This is a genomic window from Thermochromatium tepidum ATCC 43061 (assembly GCF_009664085.1).
In the GTDB taxonomy this organism is placed as follows: Bacteria; Pseudomonadota; Gammaproteobacteria; order Chromatiales; family Chromatiaceae; genus Thermochromatium; species Thermochromatium tepidum.
Genome location: NZ_CP039268.1, coordinates 2,241,873 through 2,257,877, shown reverse-complemented (window position 1 = coordinate 2,257,877; position 16,005 = coordinate 2,241,873). Strand labels below are relative to the sequence as shown.

The 16,005-nt window shown below is 64.1% G+C and carries 15 protein-coding genes; 13 read left to right on the top strand and 2 right to left on the bottom strand.

The annotated features are described in order from the left end of the window. Positions 1 to 32: 32 nt before the first annotated feature. Entirely contained in the window at positions 33 to 344 is a 312-nt protein-coding gene (tatB, locus tag E6P07_RS10355; RefSeq protein ID WP_153975539.1) for a Sec-independent protein translocase protein TatB, read from the bottom strand. Positions 345 to 383: 39 nt separating this feature from the next. Beyond that, positions 384 to 653, bottom strand: coding sequence for a twin-arginine translocase TatA/TatE family subunit (gene tatA / locus E6P07_RS10350; RefSeq protein WP_153975538.1), 270 nt, complete (start codon positions 651 to 653; stop codon positions 384 to 386). Between the two features lie 224 nt (positions 654 to 877). Between tatA and rlmH the strand changes: the two genes are divergently transcribed. The 13 genes from rlmH to E6P07_RS10285 all read left to right on the top strand — a co-directional run bounded on the left by rlmH (position 878) and on the right by E6P07_RS10285 (position 15,892). After that, positions 878 to 1,348 carry a 23S rRNA (pseudouridine(1915)-N(3))-methyltransferase RlmH gene (gene rlmH / locus E6P07_RS10345; protein ID WP_153975537.1) on the top strand — a complete coding sequence of 157 codons (471 nt, stop codon included), beginning with the start codon at positions 878 to 880 and terminating at the stop codon, positions 1,346 to 1,348. A 3-nt stretch (positions 1,349 to 1,351) separates the two neighbouring features. Beyond that, positions 1,352 to 1,960 carry a Maf family protein gene (locus E6P07_RS10340; RefSeq protein ID WP_153975536.1) on the top strand — a complete coding sequence of 203 codons (609 nt, stop codon included), beginning with the start codon at positions 1,352 to 1,354 and terminating at the stop codon, positions 1,958 to 1,960. Between the two features lie 77 nt (positions 1,961 to 2,037). Next, a complete protein-coding gene (rng, locus tag E6P07_RS10335; protein ID WP_153975535.1) occupies positions 2,038 to 3,492 on the top strand; it encodes a ribonuclease G in 1,455 nt (484 codons plus the stop codon). Between the two features lie 101 nt (positions 3,493 to 3,593). After that, the gene (locus E6P07_RS10330) at positions 3,594 to 7,202 is read left to right on the top strand and encodes a YhdP family phospholipid transporter (protein WP_162008627.1); all 3,609 of its coding nucleotides are present in this window, start codon (positions 3,594 to 3,596) and stop codon (positions 7,200 to 7,202) included. A gap of 262 nt (positions 7,203 to 7,464) precedes the next feature. After that, positions 7,465 to 8,295 carry a carbon-nitrogen hydrolase family protein gene (locus E6P07_RS10325; RefSeq protein ID WP_153975533.1) on the top strand — a complete coding sequence of 277 codons (831 nt, stop codon included), beginning with the start codon at positions 7,465 to 7,467 and terminating at the stop codon, positions 8,293 to 8,295. 108 nt (positions 8,296 to 8,403) lie between these two features. Beyond that, positions 8,404 to 9,846 carry a metalloprotease TldD gene (gene tldD, locus E6P07_RS10320; protein WP_153975532.1) on the top strand — a complete coding sequence of 481 codons (1,443 nt, stop codon included), beginning with the start codon at positions 8,404 to 8,406 and terminating at the stop codon, positions 9,844 to 9,846. 120 nt (positions 9,847 to 9,966) lie between these two features. Continuing rightward, a complete protein-coding gene (gene gatB / locus E6P07_RS10315) occupies positions 9,967 to 11,400 on the top strand; it encodes an Asp-tRNA(Asn)/Glu-tRNA(Gln) amidotransferase subunit GatB (protein WP_153975531.1) in 1,434 nt (477 codons plus the stop codon). A 105-nt stretch (positions 11,401 to 11,505) separates the two neighbouring features. Continuing rightward, positions 11,506 to 12,117, top strand: a complete 612-nt coding sequence (gene hisB / locus E6P07_RS10310) for an imidazoleglycerol-phosphate dehydratase HisB (protein WP_153975530.1) — start codon at positions 11,506 to 11,508, stop codon at positions 12,115 to 12,117. A gap of 61 nt (positions 12,118 to 12,178) precedes the next feature. Continuing rightward, positions 12,179 to 12,916 carry a 1-(5-phosphoribosyl)-5-[(5-phosphoribosylamino)methylideneamino]imidazole-4-carboxamide isomerase gene (gene hisA, locus E6P07_RS10305; protein WP_153975529.1) on the top strand — a complete coding sequence of 246 codons (738 nt, stop codon included), beginning with the start codon at positions 12,179 to 12,181 and terminating at the stop codon, positions 12,914 to 12,916. Continuing rightward, positions 12,913 to 13,314: a phosphoribosyl-AMP cyclohydrolase gene (hisI, locus tag E6P07_RS10300; RefSeq protein WP_153975528.1), complete on the top strand. Its 402-nt coding sequence runs from the start codon at positions 12,913 to 12,915 to the stop codon at positions 13,312 to 13,314. The genes hisA and hisI overlap by 4 nt, the downstream gene beginning before the upstream one ends. A gap of 19 nt (positions 13,315 to 13,333) precedes the next feature. Then, entirely contained in the window at positions 13,334 to 13,651 is a 318-nt protein-coding gene (locus tag E6P07_RS10295; protein ID WP_153975527.1) for a phosphoribosyl-ATP diphosphatase, read from the top strand. A gap of 36 nt (positions 13,652 to 13,687) precedes the next feature. After that, a complete protein-coding gene (gene tatC / locus E6P07_RS10290) occupies positions 13,688 to 14,797 on the top strand; it encodes a twin-arginine translocase subunit TatC (protein ID WP_153975526.1) in 1,110 nt (369 codons plus the stop codon). Between the two features lie 99 nt (positions 14,798 to 14,896). Continuing rightward, positions 14,897 to 15,892, top strand: coding sequence for a LysR family transcriptional regulator (locus E6P07_RS10285; protein ID WP_153975525.1), 996 nt, complete (start codon positions 14,897 to 14,899; stop codon positions 15,890 to 15,892). The last annotated feature ends 113 nt before the right edge of the window (positions 15,893 to 16,005 follow it).

Below are 16,005 nucleotides of genomic sequence, written 5' to 3'. Positions count from 1 at the left end.
ACTCCAGGCGGAGGCGATAGGCTTGCAGATTGTCATTTTTTGGCAAGCAGGTCGATTGCCGTCGTCTGCGACTCGGCAGGCGGTGTGGTCTGAGGTTGGGTCTTTGCCGGCACTTCTAGGATGGTGTCGAATGGGTTGTGTCGCGCCTGTTCCTCGAGGATCCGCTTGAGCTCCTCGGCCTTGAGCTCGCGGTCGATCTCGTGCTTGACGTTGGCTAGCGTGCGCCGGGCGTGCCCGACCCACTTGCCAGCCACGCGCGCGACGCGCGGCAGGCGCTCAGGGCCGACCACGATCAGGGCGACGATGGCCACCAGGATCAGTTCTTGAAAGCCGACATCGAACATGGCTTGGGTCCAGCGGTGGTGGCAGGTGTCTGATCGGCTTTAAGCGCGATCACGATTGGCCGATGTCTCAGCCGGACGCGACTGGGTGCTCGAATCCGTTGGGCGTGCCCCGCCGGGCTGGGTGATGGCGGCGCTCTCGCGCACGCCGTTCCCGTCGTCATTGTCGGAGCCCGCCATCGAGCGACGGAAGCCGCGGATGGCCTCGCCGAGATCCGAGCCGATGTTCTTCAAGCGCTTAGTGCCGAACAACAAGACCACGATCACCAGGATGATCAAGAGCTGCCAAATACTGATGCCACTGACACCCATGTTTGTCTCCGTTGACCCCAGTGTCCGTTGGTCGCTGGGGGTTCTATCTGGTCCGACCGTACTCAAGGCAACAGGCCTTGGCACAGGCGGGGCTTGAACACTCAGGTCTTCAATCATAACGCAAGCCGATTGACCCTAAAAGCGGTGCGCGGCTCTTGGGGCGCGTTTACCTTGGGCGCCGCCATGGGGGATGATGGCGAAGGTTGAAGGAAGGCGAATGTCGTATGCGGATCCATCTGATGTGTGTTGGACGACGGATGCCGGGCTGGGTCGAGGAAGGCTATCACGAGTACGCCAAGCGGCTGCCGCCCGAATGTGCCCTGCATCTGGTCGAGATCGAGCCGGTGCAGCGGACCAAGACCGTTCATCCGCATCGGGCACGCGAAGAAGAAGGGCGGCGCCTCCTCAAGGCCCTGCCCAAGGGTGTGGATGTAATCGCGCTCGACGAGCGCGGGCGGTCCTGGAGCACTGAGATGCTCGCTGATCATCTGCGCGCCTGGCTGGCCGATGGGCGCGATCGGGCGCTCGTGGTCGGCGGGGCCGACGGGCTGTCGGACGACTGTCTGGCGCGGGCGCGCGAACGCTGGTCGCTCTCGGCCCTGACCTTTCCGCATCCGCTGGTGCGCGTCATCCTCGCCGAGCAGCTCTACCGTGCCTGGAGTCTGATCCAGGGACATCCCTATCATCGCGCCTGAACCATGACTGAAACCAATCACCAGATCTATCTCGCCTCGCGCTCACCGCGCCGGGCCGAGCTGCTCGCCCAGATCGGCGTCCGTTTTGCCCCCCTCGCGGTCGAGATCGATGAAACCCCCGTCCGCGGTGAGTCGCCTGAAGGCTATGTGCGGCGGATCGCGATCGAGAAGGCCCTGGTGGGCCGATCGGGGATACCGACCAGAGACCCGCGCCCGGTGCTCGCCGCCGACACCGCCGTGATCGTCGATGGCGAGATCCTGGGAAAACCGCTCGACCGCCCCGATTTTCTGCGCATGATGGCGCGTCTATCCGGGCGGACGCATTCTGTGCTGACCGGGGTGGCCTTGGCCTGGGCCGGCGAGGTCTGGTACGAGCTTAGCGTAAGCCTGGTTCGCTTTCGCGCCATCGACGAATCTGAGCAACTGGCGTACTGGGCGAGCGGCGAGCCGCGCGACAAGGCCGGAGGCTACGGCATCCAGGGCCTAGGCGCGCTCTTCGTCGCGGAACTCCGGGGCAGCTACTCGGGCGTCATGGGATTGCCGCTCTATGAAACCGGCTGTCTGTTACAACGCGCCGGGATGGCCTTGCTCGGCGGCGAACGCAAGCCCTGACGACACCCTCTTTGCGTCCTTCGCGCCTTTGCGGTTTCAATGTCTCAAGCATCCAGTCACCTGTAAGGACGTACCGAGTGAGTGAAGAGATTCTCATCAATGTCACACCGCCCGAGACCCGGGTCGCCGTGGTCGAGAACGGTGTGGTGCAGGAGATCATCATCGAGCGCGCCGAACGCTGCGGTCTGGTCGGCAACATCTACAAGGGGCGCGTCTGCCGCGTGCTTCCGGGGATGCAGGCGGCCTTTGTCGACATTGGTCTGGAGCGCGCGGCCTTTCTGCATGTCTCCGACATCATCGGCACCCCAGGCGAGTCGCGCGGCGACCAGATCCAAGAACTGGTGCGCGAGGGCGACCTGATCGTCGTCCAGGTGGTCAAGGATCCACTCGGCAGCAAGGGCGCGCGCCTGACCACCAACCTCTCGATCGCCTCGCGCTATCTGGTGTGCATGCCGGCGGTGTCGACCACGGGCGTGTCACAGAAGATCGAGGACGAGGCCGAGCGGCGGCGGCTGCGCGAGATCCTGCTGCGCTATGTCGAGGCCCATCAGGGTGAGGGCGGTTTCATCGCTCGCACCGCTGCCGAAGGTGTGAGCGAGGGGGCGCTGGAGAAGGACATGGCCTTTTTGTCCCGGCTCTGGCGCGGCATCAAGGAGCGTTGCGCTCAAGTCGATCAGATCGGTCTGATCCATGATGACCTCCCCCTGGCCCTGCGCGCCCTGCGCGATCTGGTCACGCCCGAGGTCGAGCGCATCCGCATCGACTCACGCACCATGGTCGACAAGGCCGTCTCCTTCGCCGCCGAGTACATCCCCGAGATCCAGGGGCGCATTGAGTACTACCAGGGCGAGCGTCCACTGTTCGATCTCTATGGCGTCGAGGAGGAGATCCGCAAGGCGCTCCAACGCAAGGTGAGTCTCAAATCGGGGGGGCATCTGGTCATCGACCAGACCGAGGCCATGACGACCATCGATGTCAACACCGGTGCCTTCGTCGGCCATCGCAATCTCGAGGAGACCATCTTCAAGACCAACCTGGAGGCTGCGCAGGCGATCTGCCGACAACTGCGACTGCGCAATCTCGGCGGCATCATCATCATCGATTTCATCGACATGACCGAAGAAGAGCACAAGCGCCAGGTGCTGCGTGCGCTGGAAAGATGCCTGGCCCGTGATCATGCCAAGACCCACCTCACCGAGGTCTCCTCGCTCGGGCTGGTCGAGATGACGCGCAAGCGCACCCGCGAGTCGCTGGAGCATGTGCTGTGTGAGCCCTGCCCCTGCTGTGGTGGACGCGGCTCGATCAAGACCGCCGCGACGACCTGTTACGAGATCTTCCGCGAGATCCTGCGCGAGTCGCGTCAGTTCGAGGTCGAAAGCCTGCTGGTGCTGGCCTCGCCGGAGGTCGTCGACCGGCTACTCGACGAGGAGTCGGCGCATCTGGCCGAGCTGGAGGCATTCATCGGCAAGCCCATCCGGTTGCAGGCCGAGGCCCTCTACACTCAGGAGCAATACGACGTGGTGCTCATCTAAGGCCTTGTGGAGTCGGTGCCGAGATGCGCGGTCCTGTGCAAATGAACACTGAACATCCCGGTCGAGCGCAATCCGCAGGCCCCATTGGTCTGATGTCTCCCATGCTCTCGCTCAGACGTCTTGCGAGCTGGTTCATCAACACCCTGCTCATGGGGCTGGTGCTCCTGGCGCTGTTGGTCTCGTTCGTGCGTCTGTCGCCGCATCTGTCCGACGAGTATCGGGACGCCATCGCCGCCAGGCTGTCTGAGCATCTCGGGTATCGGATGTCGATCGGGACGCTGCGACTCGGCCTGTCCGGTTGGCAGCTGCGTCTGCGGCTGGAGGGTGTCGCGCTCGATCGCCCGGATTCCGGTACGCGGGCGCTGGCGCTGAGGGCGATCGAACTGGACCTGGATCTCGGTGCCTCGCTGTTGCGTCGTTCGGTCCAGGTGTCGGGCGTCACCCTGGTCGGGGCGGATCTGGTTGTGGAGCGCGACCCGGATGGGCATATCCGCGTGCATGGATTGGACGCGCTGGTGAGCGATGATCCGCGCGTGCTCGCGGGCTTCCTGAGTCAGGGCTGGATCGATCTGAGCGAGAGCGAGATCCTGTTCGTCGATGCGGCGCGCGGCGGCAAGCAGTTGCGTCTGGTCGATGTACGGTTGCGACTTGAGAACGCCGGCGAACGTCATTGGTTGGATCTCTCCGCCCGTCCACTTCCGCCGGATCTGCTCGTGCTTGCGACCGACCAGGAGTCCAATGGCCAGGCCAAACCCTGTGAGCCCTGTCTCCAGATGGCCTTGCGGCTGAAGGGTCCGGCGTCCGATCCGCTTTCCTGGAGTGGTCGTGGTTATCTGCGTCTGGGTGTGGCCAATCTCGGTCTGCTGTTGCCTGTGTCCATGTTGCAACGCGGTCGACTGGATACCGAGCATGTCGGTGTCGAGGGCTGGTTCGACCTTAAGGCCGGTCGGCTCGAACAGGCGCTGATCCAGGCCGATCTGCAAGGACTGCGGCTGGCAACGGCGACGCCGGTCGGACAGAGGTCGCCGATATCCGAGGATGGTCCGTCGGCGCCGGCCTGGCATCTGCACGGATTGGCGCGCGTGCGTGCGCTGGGATCCAGCTGGGGCATTCGGGTCGCCGGGCTGGAGGCTGGTGTTGAGGGCGCGACCCTATCGGGCCTGGATCTGGATCTGCGCCTATCTCCGGACGGGCAATTGCTGGGTCTGGACGCACGCCTTTCTCAGCTGGACCTCGGCGATCTGGGCATCCTGCTGCATGCGAGTCCCTGGCCGCTGCCTGGGGCGCTTCGGTCGCTCCTGGAGCGCCATCCACGTGGACGGGCGCGTCATCTGGCGCTGCACCTCGATCTGGCCGAGTCCAAGGCCGAGCCGGCCAGGGCGCACTGGCGGATGTCCGGCCAGCTTTCGGATCTGAGTCTCGAGCAGCGCGACCAACAGCCTGGCTTTGCCGGTCTGGAGCTGAACTTCGCCGTCGATCAGGATGGCGGCTCGGCACGGTTCGGGTCTGAGGGTCTGGATCTGGATCTGCATCCGCTCTTTGATCGCCTGCTGCGCTTCGACCGGTGCGACGGGCAGCTCGACTGGGAGCCTCAACCCAATGGTGGCTGGCGGCTCAAGGTGCCTCATCTGGTGCTGGAGAACGCCGATCTCAGCGGTCAGGCGCGGTTCGATTTTCTGTGGCCGGGTCGCGATGGCCGGCCTTTCTTGGATCTCGATGCGCGCTTCCGGGATGCCGATGCCTCCAAGGTGCGTCTCTACCTGCCGGTCGGCATCCTGCAACCCAGGGTGGTCGATTGGCTCACGGCAGCGATCGTCTCCGGGCGGGTCACCCTGGGCGAACTGATCTTTCATGGCGCCCCGTCCGACTATCCGTTTCGCGAGCGTCAGGGTCGTTTCGAGCTGAATCTGGCATTCGAGGATCTGCGGCTGGACTATCAACCGAGCTGGCCGGCTATCGAGTCGGCTTCTGGCCGGCTGAATTTTCTCAACGAGGGCCTAAGCATCCGCGTCGATCGTGGACGCATCCTCGATAGTGACTTTGTCGATGGTCGGGTCGATCTGCCCGATCTGGCGCGGGTCGAGCAGATCCATATCCACGGTGAGGCGCGCGGTCCTTTCGAGGACGGTCGGCGCACCCTGGCCGAGACGCCACTGTCGAAGGATCTAGGCGGACTCGCCGAGATCCTCCAGGTCAGCGGCCGATCGCGGTTGGTGCTGGACATCGTTCTACCTTTGGCAAAACGGCGTGTGCTGGGCGTGTCGGGTGTGCTGAGTTGGCCGGAATCGGCCACACTCGGCGTGCGTGGGACGGACATCCAGCTCTCGGATCTGAGCGGCGAGGTACATTTCGACGAGCGCGGGATCCAGACCTCCAAGGTTGGCGCCAGGCTGGCGGGCCGACCGCTCGAGCTGTCACTGCGTACCCAGGGGTCCGGGCTCCATCTGGCCGGGCGGATCGACACGTTGGACCTGAGCAACTGGAGCGATTGGTTCAAGGCGACTCGGCTCGGTCGGAGCGAACTGGCCAAGGACGGTATCGAACTCGCGGGTCTGGAATTCGACGTCGAACATCTGCGTCTCGGTGAGCGGGCGCTTGCGGCCTTCAGACTCAGGGGCACGCCGGGTAAGTCCGGCTGGCAGTTTCGTGTCGAGTCACGCGAGCTCGCCGGGCTGATCCGTCCGTCCAACAGTGACGACCAAACCCGTCTGGGTCTTGCGTTGGAACGGCTCGATCTCAAGGCGCTCGTGGCGCATCCTGCATCCGCAGGGGCGCCGCCGCCCCGTCCCGAGCGCGAGTCAGACCCGATCGTCGAACTGCCATCGCTCGATCTGCACGTCGCTCGGCTCGATTGGGGCGAACGCACACTGGGCGCGCTCGATCTGTCGCTGTATCGCGATGCCCTGGGGCTGCGTCTGCCGCGTCTGCGTCTGAGCCGACCTGGACTCTTGGCGCTCGAGGGCACGGGCGAATGGGTCCGCGCGCCCGAGGCTGGACGCAGCCGTCTGGATCTGAAGGCCGAGACCCCAGACCTGTCAGGCGTTTTAACACTGCTCGACGAGCCGACGACCCTTGAGGCCAAGGGCGCCTGGGCGCGCATCCGACTCGATTGGCCCGGCGGGCTGGAACGCCTTGACTGGGCGCGGGCCGAGGGCGTGCTCGACATTGGCGTGGATCCGGGACGTTTTCTGAACGCCGAGCCAGGTGTCGGGCGTCTGCTTGGTTTCATCGATATCGGCTCCATCGGACGGCGGCTGGCGCTCGACTTCTCCGATCTTTATGGCCAGGGCTTTGCCTTCGAGCGTCTGGACGGACGCATCCGCATCGGGCAGGGTCAGGCGCGTTTCGAAGACGTGTCGATCGAGGGCCCAGCCGGGCGCGTCATGGTCGGCGGCACGGCGGATCTCGTTGGCCGACGGCTCGACCAGCTGGTCACGGTCGAGCCCAGGCTGGCAACGGGCATGGCCCTGGCCGGCGCCGTGGCAGGCGGTCCCATGGTCGGTGCGGCCGTCTATCTGGTCGATCGCGCCACCGGTAACACCCTTGACCGGCTTGGGCGCTATCAGTATCGGGTCACCGGCCCCTGGACCGAGCCGGAGTGGAAACGATTGGGCTGGGAGCCGTTGAGCGGTCTAGGTGAGCGCGGCAAACCGGCGAGCCCGGACAGTAAACCGCCGCGCCCGATCAACCATTTTCTCGAAGTGCACTGAGTGCCGGTTTCCGTTCGAGCGACTCTGGTAGTATGGTTGCAACGAGCAAACAATAAAGGTTTGCAAGCCTATTAGCTCGGCTCAAAGATGTGGATCGCGCTTAAAGGCGCTCCTACCCCACCAACGCCTCCCGTAGGAGCGGCTTGAGCCGCGATCTTGGCGGTTGAGGCAGGGATTGGGCGCCGCGATCGCCCCTTGAGGCGCTCCTACAGAGACATCCGCGCCAGGGTTGGGGTGCGATTGGTTAGTTCGGACAACAGGCATGAAAGAAAAACACAAGATCGGGGTCATCCAGATGGCGAGCGGCCCCAATGTCGACGCCAACCTGTTCGAGGCCGAGCGCCTCATCCGGGAGAGCGTGGATGAGGGGGCCGAGCTGGTGGTCCTGCCCGAGAATTTCGCCTTCATGGGGCAGGGGGACCGTGATCAGCGCGCGCTCTGCGAGGTCGATGGCGACGGGCCATTGCAAGCCTTCCTGGCACGGCTGGCCAAGCAACTGGGTGTCTGGCTGGTCGGCGGCACGATTCCGCTGCAGGCCGATGATCCCGATCGGGTACGCGCGGCCTGTCTGGTCTTTGATGATCGTGGCGAGCGGGTCGCCCGCTACGACAAGATCCATCTGTTCGACGTCAATCTGCCGGGGCTCGATGAACGTTATCACGAATCGGCGGTTATCGAGCCGGGCTTCCAGCCGGTCGTCATCGACAGCCCCTTCGGGCGGCTCGGGCTGGCCATCTGCTATGATTTGCGTTTTCCAGAACTCTTTCGCCGTCTGCTCGACGAGGGTGCCGAGATCCTGGCTGTGCCCTCGGCCTTCACCGCCGTCACCGGCAAGGCGCACTGGGAGCCGCTGATACGCGCGCGCGCCATCGAGAACCTGGCCTATGTGGTGGCGGCAGCTCAGGGTGGGTTTCACGTCAACGGACGCGAGACCCATGGACACAGCCTGATCGTCGATCCCTGGGGCACCATCCTGGCCCAGGTTACGCGCGGGACTGGATTCGTCTGTGCCTCGATCGATCGCGAATTCCTGGAGTCGGTGCGGTGCAGCTTCCCGACCATCTACCATCGGCGTTTGAAATGCAACACCTGAGGCCGCAGTTCCCGTCACAAGCGACACCGGATGTGTGAGCGGATGATCTGTGCCCGGGTCGCCAAACCTCCCGCCACCGAACCCAAGCGTCCATCCATAGCCGAACCCATGATTGATCCCATCGCCATCGCCCGTGACAACATCCTCGCTCCGTCCGGACTGGACGAGTCTGCGCTCGACCGCCTGCTCGGCCATCTGACCAGCGCGGCCCTGGATGCAGCCGACATCTATTTCCAATACAGCCGCTTGCAATCCTGGACACTGGAGGACGGCATCCTCAAGGACGGTAACTTCAGTATCGAGCAGGGGGCTGGGCTGCGCGTTGTCAGCGGCGAGAAGACCGGCTTTGCCTATTCCGATGAGCTGCAGCTCCCGGCGCTGATCGAGGCGGCCAAGGCGGCACGCGCAATTGCCAGCAGCGGGCGGGAGGCCCGAGTGCGCGTCGGTCAGCGACCTCTCAACCAGCGGCTCTATGAACTGCTCGATCCCATCGGTAGCCTGCCCGATGCCGACAAGGTCGCCTTGCTACAACGGGTCGATGCCGAGGCCAGGCGCTGTGATCCGCGCGTGCGTGAGGTCATTGCCAGCCTGGTCGCGGTGCAGGACACGGTGTTGGTGCTGACCGACGACGGCACCCTGGCCGCCGACGTGCGCCCGCTGGTGCGGCTCAATGTCACCGTCATCGCCGAGCAGGCCGGGCGGCGCGAGCAGGGATCGAGCGGCGGCGGGGCGCGCGCCGACCTCGGCTATTTCATGGCCCAGGATCGGGCACTGGCCTTCGCGCGCGAGGCGGTGCGGCAGGCCTTGGTCAATCTGGACGCGGTGGAGGCCCCGGCCGGGACCCTGACCGTGATACTCGGTCCGGGCTGGCCCGGCGTGTTGTTGCACGAGGCCGTCGGTCATGGTCTGGAGGGCGACTTCAACCGCAAGGGCAGTTCGGCCTTCGCCGGGCGCATCGGTCAGAGGGTTGCTGCGAAGGGTGTGAACGTGGTCGATGACGGTACCCTGCCCGGACGGCGCGGTTCGCTCAATCTCGACGACGAGGGCATCCCGACCCAAAACACCGTGCTGATCGAGGACGGCATCCTGCGTGGCTACATGCAGGATAGGCTCAACGCCCGGCTCACGGGTACCACGCCGACCGGAAACGGACGGCGCGAGTCCTACGCCCATCTGCCGCTGCCGCGCATGACCAACACCTACATGCTCGCTGGTGAGCACGATCCGGAAGAGATCATCGCCTCGGTCGACAAGGGACTCTATGCCGCCAACTTCGGCGGCGGTCAGGTCGACATCACCTCGGGCAAGTTCGTGTTCTCCGCGAGCGAAGCCTATCTGATCGAAAAGGGCCGGATCACCCGTCCGGTCAAGGGCGCTACCCTCATCGGCAATGGCCCGGATGTTCTCACCCGGGTTAGTCTGATCGGCAACGACCTCCGGCTCGACGAGGGCGTCGGCACCTGTGGCAAGGAAGGCCAGAGCGTCCCGGTCGGCGTCGGTCAGCCCACGCTGCGTATCGACGGGCTGACCGTCGGCGGCACCAGTCGGTAGATTTCCCAGGTTTGCCCAGCCATTCCTCTGGGTCAGTCCCGACCTGCCAAAAACTGGCCGTCACCCCGACGCGCCTGTAAGATCGCGACTGGTATCGACATCCAGCGAACAGGACCGACCATGCAGTGGGAAACCGTCATCGGTCTCGAGATCCATACCCAGCTCGCGACCCAATCCAAGCTCTTTTCCGGCGCGCCGACCGCCTTCGGCGCCGAACCCAATACCCAGGCCTGTGCCATCGACCTCGGGCTGCCGGGGGTGCTGCCGGTGCTCAATGCCGAGGCGGTGCGGCTGGCGGTGCGCTTCGGGTATGCCATCGCGGCCGAGGTCGCGCCGCGCTCGGTGTTCGCGCGCAAGAATTACTTCTATCCCGACCTGCCCAAGGGCTATCAGATCAGCCAGTACGAGCTGCCGGTGATCGGTCGGGGTCGGGTCGAGATCGTCCTCGACGACGGCAGGGTCAAGACCATCGGCATCACCCGTGCCCATCTGGAGGAGGATGCCGGCAAGTCGCTGCACGAGGATTTTCATGGCTTCACCGGCATCGATCTCAACCGCGCCGGCACGCCCTTGTTGGAGATCGTCTCCGAGCCGGATCTGCGTTCGCCCCAAGAGGCGGTGGCCTATGCCAAAAAGATCCATCAGATCGTGCGTTATCTGGGCATCAGCGATGGCAACATGCAGGAAGGCTCGTTCCGCATCGATGCCAATGTCTCGGTGCGTCCGGTCGGTCAGAAAGAATTCGGCACCCGTACCGAGATCAAGAACCTCAACTCATTCCGCTTCCTGGAGAGGGCCATCGCCTTCGAGGTCGAGCGCCAGATCGAGCTGATCGAGGGCGGCGGCAGGGTGGTCCAGGAGACCCGGCTCTATGATCCGAACCAGGACGAGACACGCTCGATGCGCACCAAGGAGGAGGCCAACGACTATCGCTATTTCCCCGATCCGGATCTGCTGCCGCTGGAACTCGACGCGACCTTCATCGCGGCGGCGGTCGCCGATCTGCCGGAGCTGCCGGACGCCAAGCGCGTGCGCTTCCAGTCTGAGTATGGGCTGTCGGAATATGACGCCAATCTACTGACCGCCAGCCGCGAACTGGCCGATTATTATGAGGCCGTGGCGCGTGCCTGTGGTGCGCCGAAGCTGGCGGCCAACTGGGTAAGCGGCGAACTGATGGCGGCGCTCAATAGGAGTGAGCGCGAGATCGATGCCAGTCCGGTCTCAGCGAGCGCCCTGGCCGGCCTGATCGCGCGTATCCAGGATGGAACCCTCTCGGGCAAACTGGCCAAGCAGGTGTTCGAGGCGATGTGGAACGGCGGCGGCGAGGCCGATGCCGTGATCGAGGCCCAGGGGCTCAGGCAGATCACAGACGCCAGCGCCATCGAATCCTTGATCGAGGCCATCCTCGCCGCCAACCCGGAGCAGGTCGAGCAGTACCGCGCCGGCAAGGAGAAGGTGTTCGGTTTCTTTGTCGGTCAGGTGATGAAGCAGAGCGGCGGCAAGGCCAATCCGGCCCAGGTCAACGCGATCCTCAAACGCAAGCTGACCCCCTAAGCTCGAGTCTCGTGCCCCGGCTTATGCTTTAGCCGATGGCTATGGTTTAATGCCCTTTTCGACACGTGCCGTCCTGGTGCATCGCCTCGAACCACAGTCCAGATCATGTCACAGGCTCCATCCACTCAATCCCGCTGTGCCCGAGTCGAGCGCCGCACGCTCGAGACCCAGATCCGCGTCAGCCTCGATCTAGACGGTCAGGGTCGGGCGTCCTTTGCGACCGGGCTGCCCTTCCTGGAGCACATGCTCGATCAGGTCGCGCGCCACGGCCTGATCGACCTCGACATCGAGGCGGTCGGCGACCGTCACATCGACGATCATCACACGGTCGAGGATCTGGGCATCACCCTCGGTCAGGCATTGGCCCAGGCGCTCGGTGACAAGCAGGGCATCCGCCGCTATGGTCATGCCTATGTGCCCCTGGATGAGGCGCTCTCGCGTGTGGTCGTCGATCTCTCGGGGCGGCCTGGACTGGTCTATGACGTCAACTTCACCCGTGCCAGGATTGGGGTCTTCGATGTCGATCTGTTCCGGGAGTTCTTCCAGGGGCTGGTCAACCATGCCGGCATGACCCTGCACATCGACAACCTGCGCGGCCTAAATGCGCACCATCAGGCCGAGACCATCTTCAAGGCCTTCGGACGTGCGTTGCGCCTGGCCATCGAACCAGACCCGCGCATGGCCGGTCTCGTGCCCTCGACCAAGGGGGCGCTCTGAAGGCATCGCCACAGAAGCGTCCTGTCGATATCCCACGGCGATAGAGCGAGAGAAGGATCCAGTGTTACTGATTCCCGCGATCGATTTAAAGGACGGACGCTGCGTGCGGTTGCGTCAGGGCCGCATGGACGAGGAGACCGTCTTCTCCGACGACCCGGTCGAGCTGGCCGGGCGCTGGGTGCGTGAAGGGGCCCGACGCCTGCACCTGGTCGACCTCAATGGCGCCTGCGCCGGCGAGCCGGTCAATGGCGCGGCCATCCGCGCCATCGCCGCCGCCTATCCGGATCTGCCGATCCAGGTCGGCGGCGGCATCCGCGACGCGGCGACCATCGAGGCCTATCTCAAGGCCGGCGTGCGCTACTGCATCATCGGTACCCAGGCGGTGCGTGCACCCGAATTCGTCGCCCATGCCTGCCGGGCCTTTCCGGGACACATCCTGGTCGGGCTCGATGCCCGGGACGGACAGGTGGCCATCCACGGCTGGACCGAGCTCACCGAACAGCGGGTCGAGGACCTGGCGCGGCGCTTCGAGGACGAGGGCGTAACCGCCATCGTCTATACCGACATCGGGCGCGATGGGATGCTCTCAGGCCCCAATGTCGAGGCCACGCGGGCCTTGGCCCAGGCGATCCGGATCCCGATCATCGCCTCGGGCGGCATCACTCATCTCGACGACATCCGGGCGCTGTGCGAGGCGGATATCCCAGCCGCCATCATCGGGCGCGCCATCTACGAAGGGACGCTCGACTTCGCCGCCGCCCAGCGGCTGGCCGACCACCTGAGTGGGGGTGAGCGATGAGCACGAACGATGCCTGGCTCGAGGCCATCGCCTGGGGGCCGGACGGGCTGATCCCGGCCATCGCTCAGGAGCACGGGACCGGCAGCGTGCTGATGCTGGCCTGGATGAATCGCGAGGCGCTGCGCCTGACCCGTGAGACCGGGTATGCGGTCTACTGGTCGCGTTCGCGCGCCCGGTTGTGGCACAAGGGCGAGGCGTCCGGACACCGCCAGCGGGTGCATGCGATCCGTCTCGACTGCGATGGCGACGTGATCCTGCTCGAGGTCGAGCAGCAGGGCGGCATCGCCTGTCATACCGGGCGCCATGATTGCTTCTACCGCGAACTGGACACCACCGGCGATTGGGTCGAGATCGCGCCCGTGCTCAAGGATCCCGCGGCCATCTACGGCTCGATATAACCGAAGTGCTTGCACGCCGATGAATGACGTACTCAACCGACTCGCGACAGTCCTCGAATCGCGCAAGGGGGCCGACCCCGAGTCTTCCTATGTCGCCAAGCTCTATGCCAAGGGGCTCGATGCCATCCTCAAGAAGGTCGGCGAGGAGGCCACCGAGACCGTGATGGCGGCCAAGGACGGCATGCCCAACAAGCTCATCCATGAGGTCGCCGACCTCTGGTTCCATACCCTGGTGCTGCTCGCCCACCAGGGGCTGGAACCGCGCCAGGTGCTCGACGAACTGGACCGGCGCTTTGGGCTCTCGGGACTCGAGGAAAAGGCCAACCGCGTCGGCTGAAGACGCCGCATCATCACTCAACCAAGGATCCACGCCATGCCTCTCACGACACCGCCCGACGATCCAGGCGCTGAACAGCCGTTCATCTCGCATCTGGTCGAGTTGCGCGATCGGATCATCCGGATGCTGATCGCCGTCGGCGTGATGGCCATGGTACTGCTGCCCTTTGCCAATCAGCTCTATACCTATGTGGCCGCGCCGCTCCTGGCGCAGTTGCCCGAGGGCAATACCATGATCGCCACCCAGGTGGCCTCGCCCCTTTTGGCACCCTTCAAGCTGGCGCTGATCATGGCGGTGTTCCTGGCGATGCCCTATCTGCTCTATCAGATCTGGGCCTTTGTCGCGCCTGGTCTCTATCAGCACGAGAAGCGCCTAGCGCTGCCGTTGCTGGTTTCAAGCATCTTGCTGTTCTATCTCGGGACGCTCTTTGCTTACTACGTCGTCTTTCCGTTGGTGTTCGCCTTCATGGTCGGTACCACGCCCGAGGGCGTGGCCATGATGACCGATATCTCGGCCTATCTGGACTTCGTGCTGACGCTGTTCTTCGCCTTCGGCGTCGCCTTCGAGATCCCGATCGCGACCATCCTGCTGGTGGCCATCGGTGCGGTGACGCCCGAGGGGTTAGTTCAAAAGCGGCCCTATGTGATCGTCGGCGTCTTCGTGATCGGGATGTTGCTGACCCCCCCTGACGTGATCTCGCAGACACTGCTAGCCGTGCCCATGTGGCTGCTGTTCGAGTTGGGAATCCTGTTGTCGCGGTTACTACTGCTCAAGGGACGGTTCGCCGAAGATCCCGGCGACTCATTGTCGTCGGTCGGTTCGGTACCCAGTCCCTTGCCCGTTGCGCCGAGCGGCGGTGCTGTCGGTTGCAACGATCCAGATCGCTCGCACACCATGACCGACACCGAGTTGGAGCGGCGCGATGTCAGGCGTGCGACTCAGGTCGCCCAGGTCACGCCGACCTCGGACAAGTCCGCAGAGACACCCATAGATCCAGTCGAGGACAAGATCCTTCGCGCCAACCAGTTGCGCGATCTCGGCAACGAGCTCGCCGCGCGTCAGATGCTCTATCAGGTGCTGGAGGAGGGGGATGCAGCCCAGCGCCAGGTCGCACGCAACATCCTGACCCAGCTCGACGAACATTGATAATCACGGATGACGGAATTTTTACGGCAAGGACTCTGATATTGTTTTTATCAATGTATTTTTTAGTATACTATTACTATCCGGGCACCAAGTATGGGGATGACTGTGGGTTCAGGTTCCCAGATTCATTACAAACAGAACCGACTCAAACAGCTGCGCGCCTTTTGTCACGCCGCTCGCCTGGGGAGTGTCAGCGCCGCCGCTGAAAAGATCTTTCTCAGTCAGCCGACCGTCTCACTCCAGATCCAGGCGCTCGAGCGCGAGTTCGGGACCGTGCTCTTCGAGCGGCGCGGACCCAAGATCAAGCTCACCCCCGAGGGCGATCTGCTGTTCCAGATGGCCGAGCCGCTGGTCGAGGGTATGGACAAGCTCCATGAGACCTTCGCCACCCAGGCCGGGCGCGTGGATCAGGGGGTGTTGAACATTGCCGCTGGCGAGTCGACCATCCTCTACATCCTGCCCGAACCAATCCGAGCCTTCGTCGAGCAGTATCCGGGCATCGAGCTCAAGCTCCACAATGTCACCGGGCGCGATGGTCTGGCCATGGTGCGAGCCGATGAAGTGGATCTGGCGGTGGGGTCGATGCTGGATCTCCCGGACGACATCACCTATCGTCCCTTCGTGACCTACCAACCGACCCTGATCACGCCGCTGGATCATCCGCTCGCCGGCAAGGAGCAGGTAACACTGGAGGAGATCGCGCCCTATGGCCTGATCCTGCCGCCGCGTCATCTGAGCACTTGGCGCATGGTCGACCTGGTGTTCAAGCAGCACAATCTCGGCTATCGCGTGACCATGGAGGCCGGCGGTTGGGAGGTCATCAAAAAATATGTCGAGCTGGGCCTCGGCATCTCGATCGTCACCGATGTCTGTCTCACGGGTGCGGAACGGCTGCACCGGATCCCGATCGGTCAGTATTTCCCGCGGCGCAGTTACGGGATCGTGCAGCGTCGTGGTAAATTCCTTTCGCCCCAGACCAAGTGTTTCATCAAGACGCTCGATCGTGTCTTTGTCGATCGACTTATCGAGCCGTCGCCGCCACCCCAGCCGCAGGCCGCCAGCGACACCGCATGGGAAGACGCCCTCTTGGGCTGATGCGCCCCGGATGGCTGCTCCGAGCCCTAAACGCGCGTATGAGCGTCATCCGCCCCGGATGGCCGTCCGATGTCTCCGCCCCGCATCGAGGATGTGTCTCCACCCTGCCCCTG

Bases quoted from the DNA above. Each gene is read 5' to 3' on its own strand.
- tatB (WP_153975539.1), bottom strand. From the start codon at position 344: ATGTTCGATGTCGGCTTTCAAGAACTGATCCTGGTGGCCATCGTCGCC.
- tatA (WP_153975538.1), bottom strand. From the start codon at position 653: ATGGGTGTCAGTGGCATCAGTATTTGGCAGCTCTTGATCATCCTGGTG.
- rlmH (WP_153975537.1), top strand. From the start codon at position 878: ATGCGGATCCATCTGATGTGTGTTGGACGACGGATGCCGGGCTGGGTC.
- E6P07_RS10340 (WP_153975536.1), top strand. From the start codon at position 1,352: ATGACTGAAACCAATCACCAGATCTATCTCGCCTCGCGCTCACCGCGC.
- E6P07_RS10330 (WP_162008627.1), top strand. From the start codon at position 3,594: ATGCTCTCGCTCAGACGTCTTGCGAGCTGGTTCATCAACACCCTGCTC.
- E6P07_RS10325 (WP_153975533.1), top strand. From the start codon at position 7,465: ATGAAAGAAAAACACAAGATCGGGGTCATCCAGATGGCGAGCGGCCCC.
- tldD (WP_153975532.1), top strand. From the start codon at position 8,404: ATGATTGATCCCATCGCCATCGCCCGTGACAACATCCTCGCTCCGTCC.
- gatB (WP_153975531.1), top strand. From the start codon at position 9,967: ATGCAGTGGGAAACCGTCATCGGTCTCGAGATCCATACCCAGCTCGCG.
- hisB (WP_153975530.1), top strand. From the start codon at position 11,506: ATGTCACAGGCTCCATCCACTCAATCCCGCTGTGCCCGAGTCGAGCGC.
- hisI (WP_153975528.1), top strand. From the start codon at position 12,913: ATGAGCACGAACGATGCCTGGCTCGAGGCCATCGCCTGGGGGCCGGAC.
- E6P07_RS10295 (WP_153975527.1), top strand. From the start codon at position 13,334: ATGAATGACGTACTCAACCGACTCGCGACAGTCCTCGAATCGCGCAAG.
- tatC (WP_153975526.1), top strand. From the start codon at position 13,688: ATGCCTCTCACGACACCGCCCGACGATCCAGGCGCTGAACAGCCGTTC.
- E6P07_RS10285 (WP_153975525.1), top strand. From the start codon at position 14,897: ATGACTGTGGGTTCAGGTTCCCAGATTCATTACAAACAGAACCGACTC.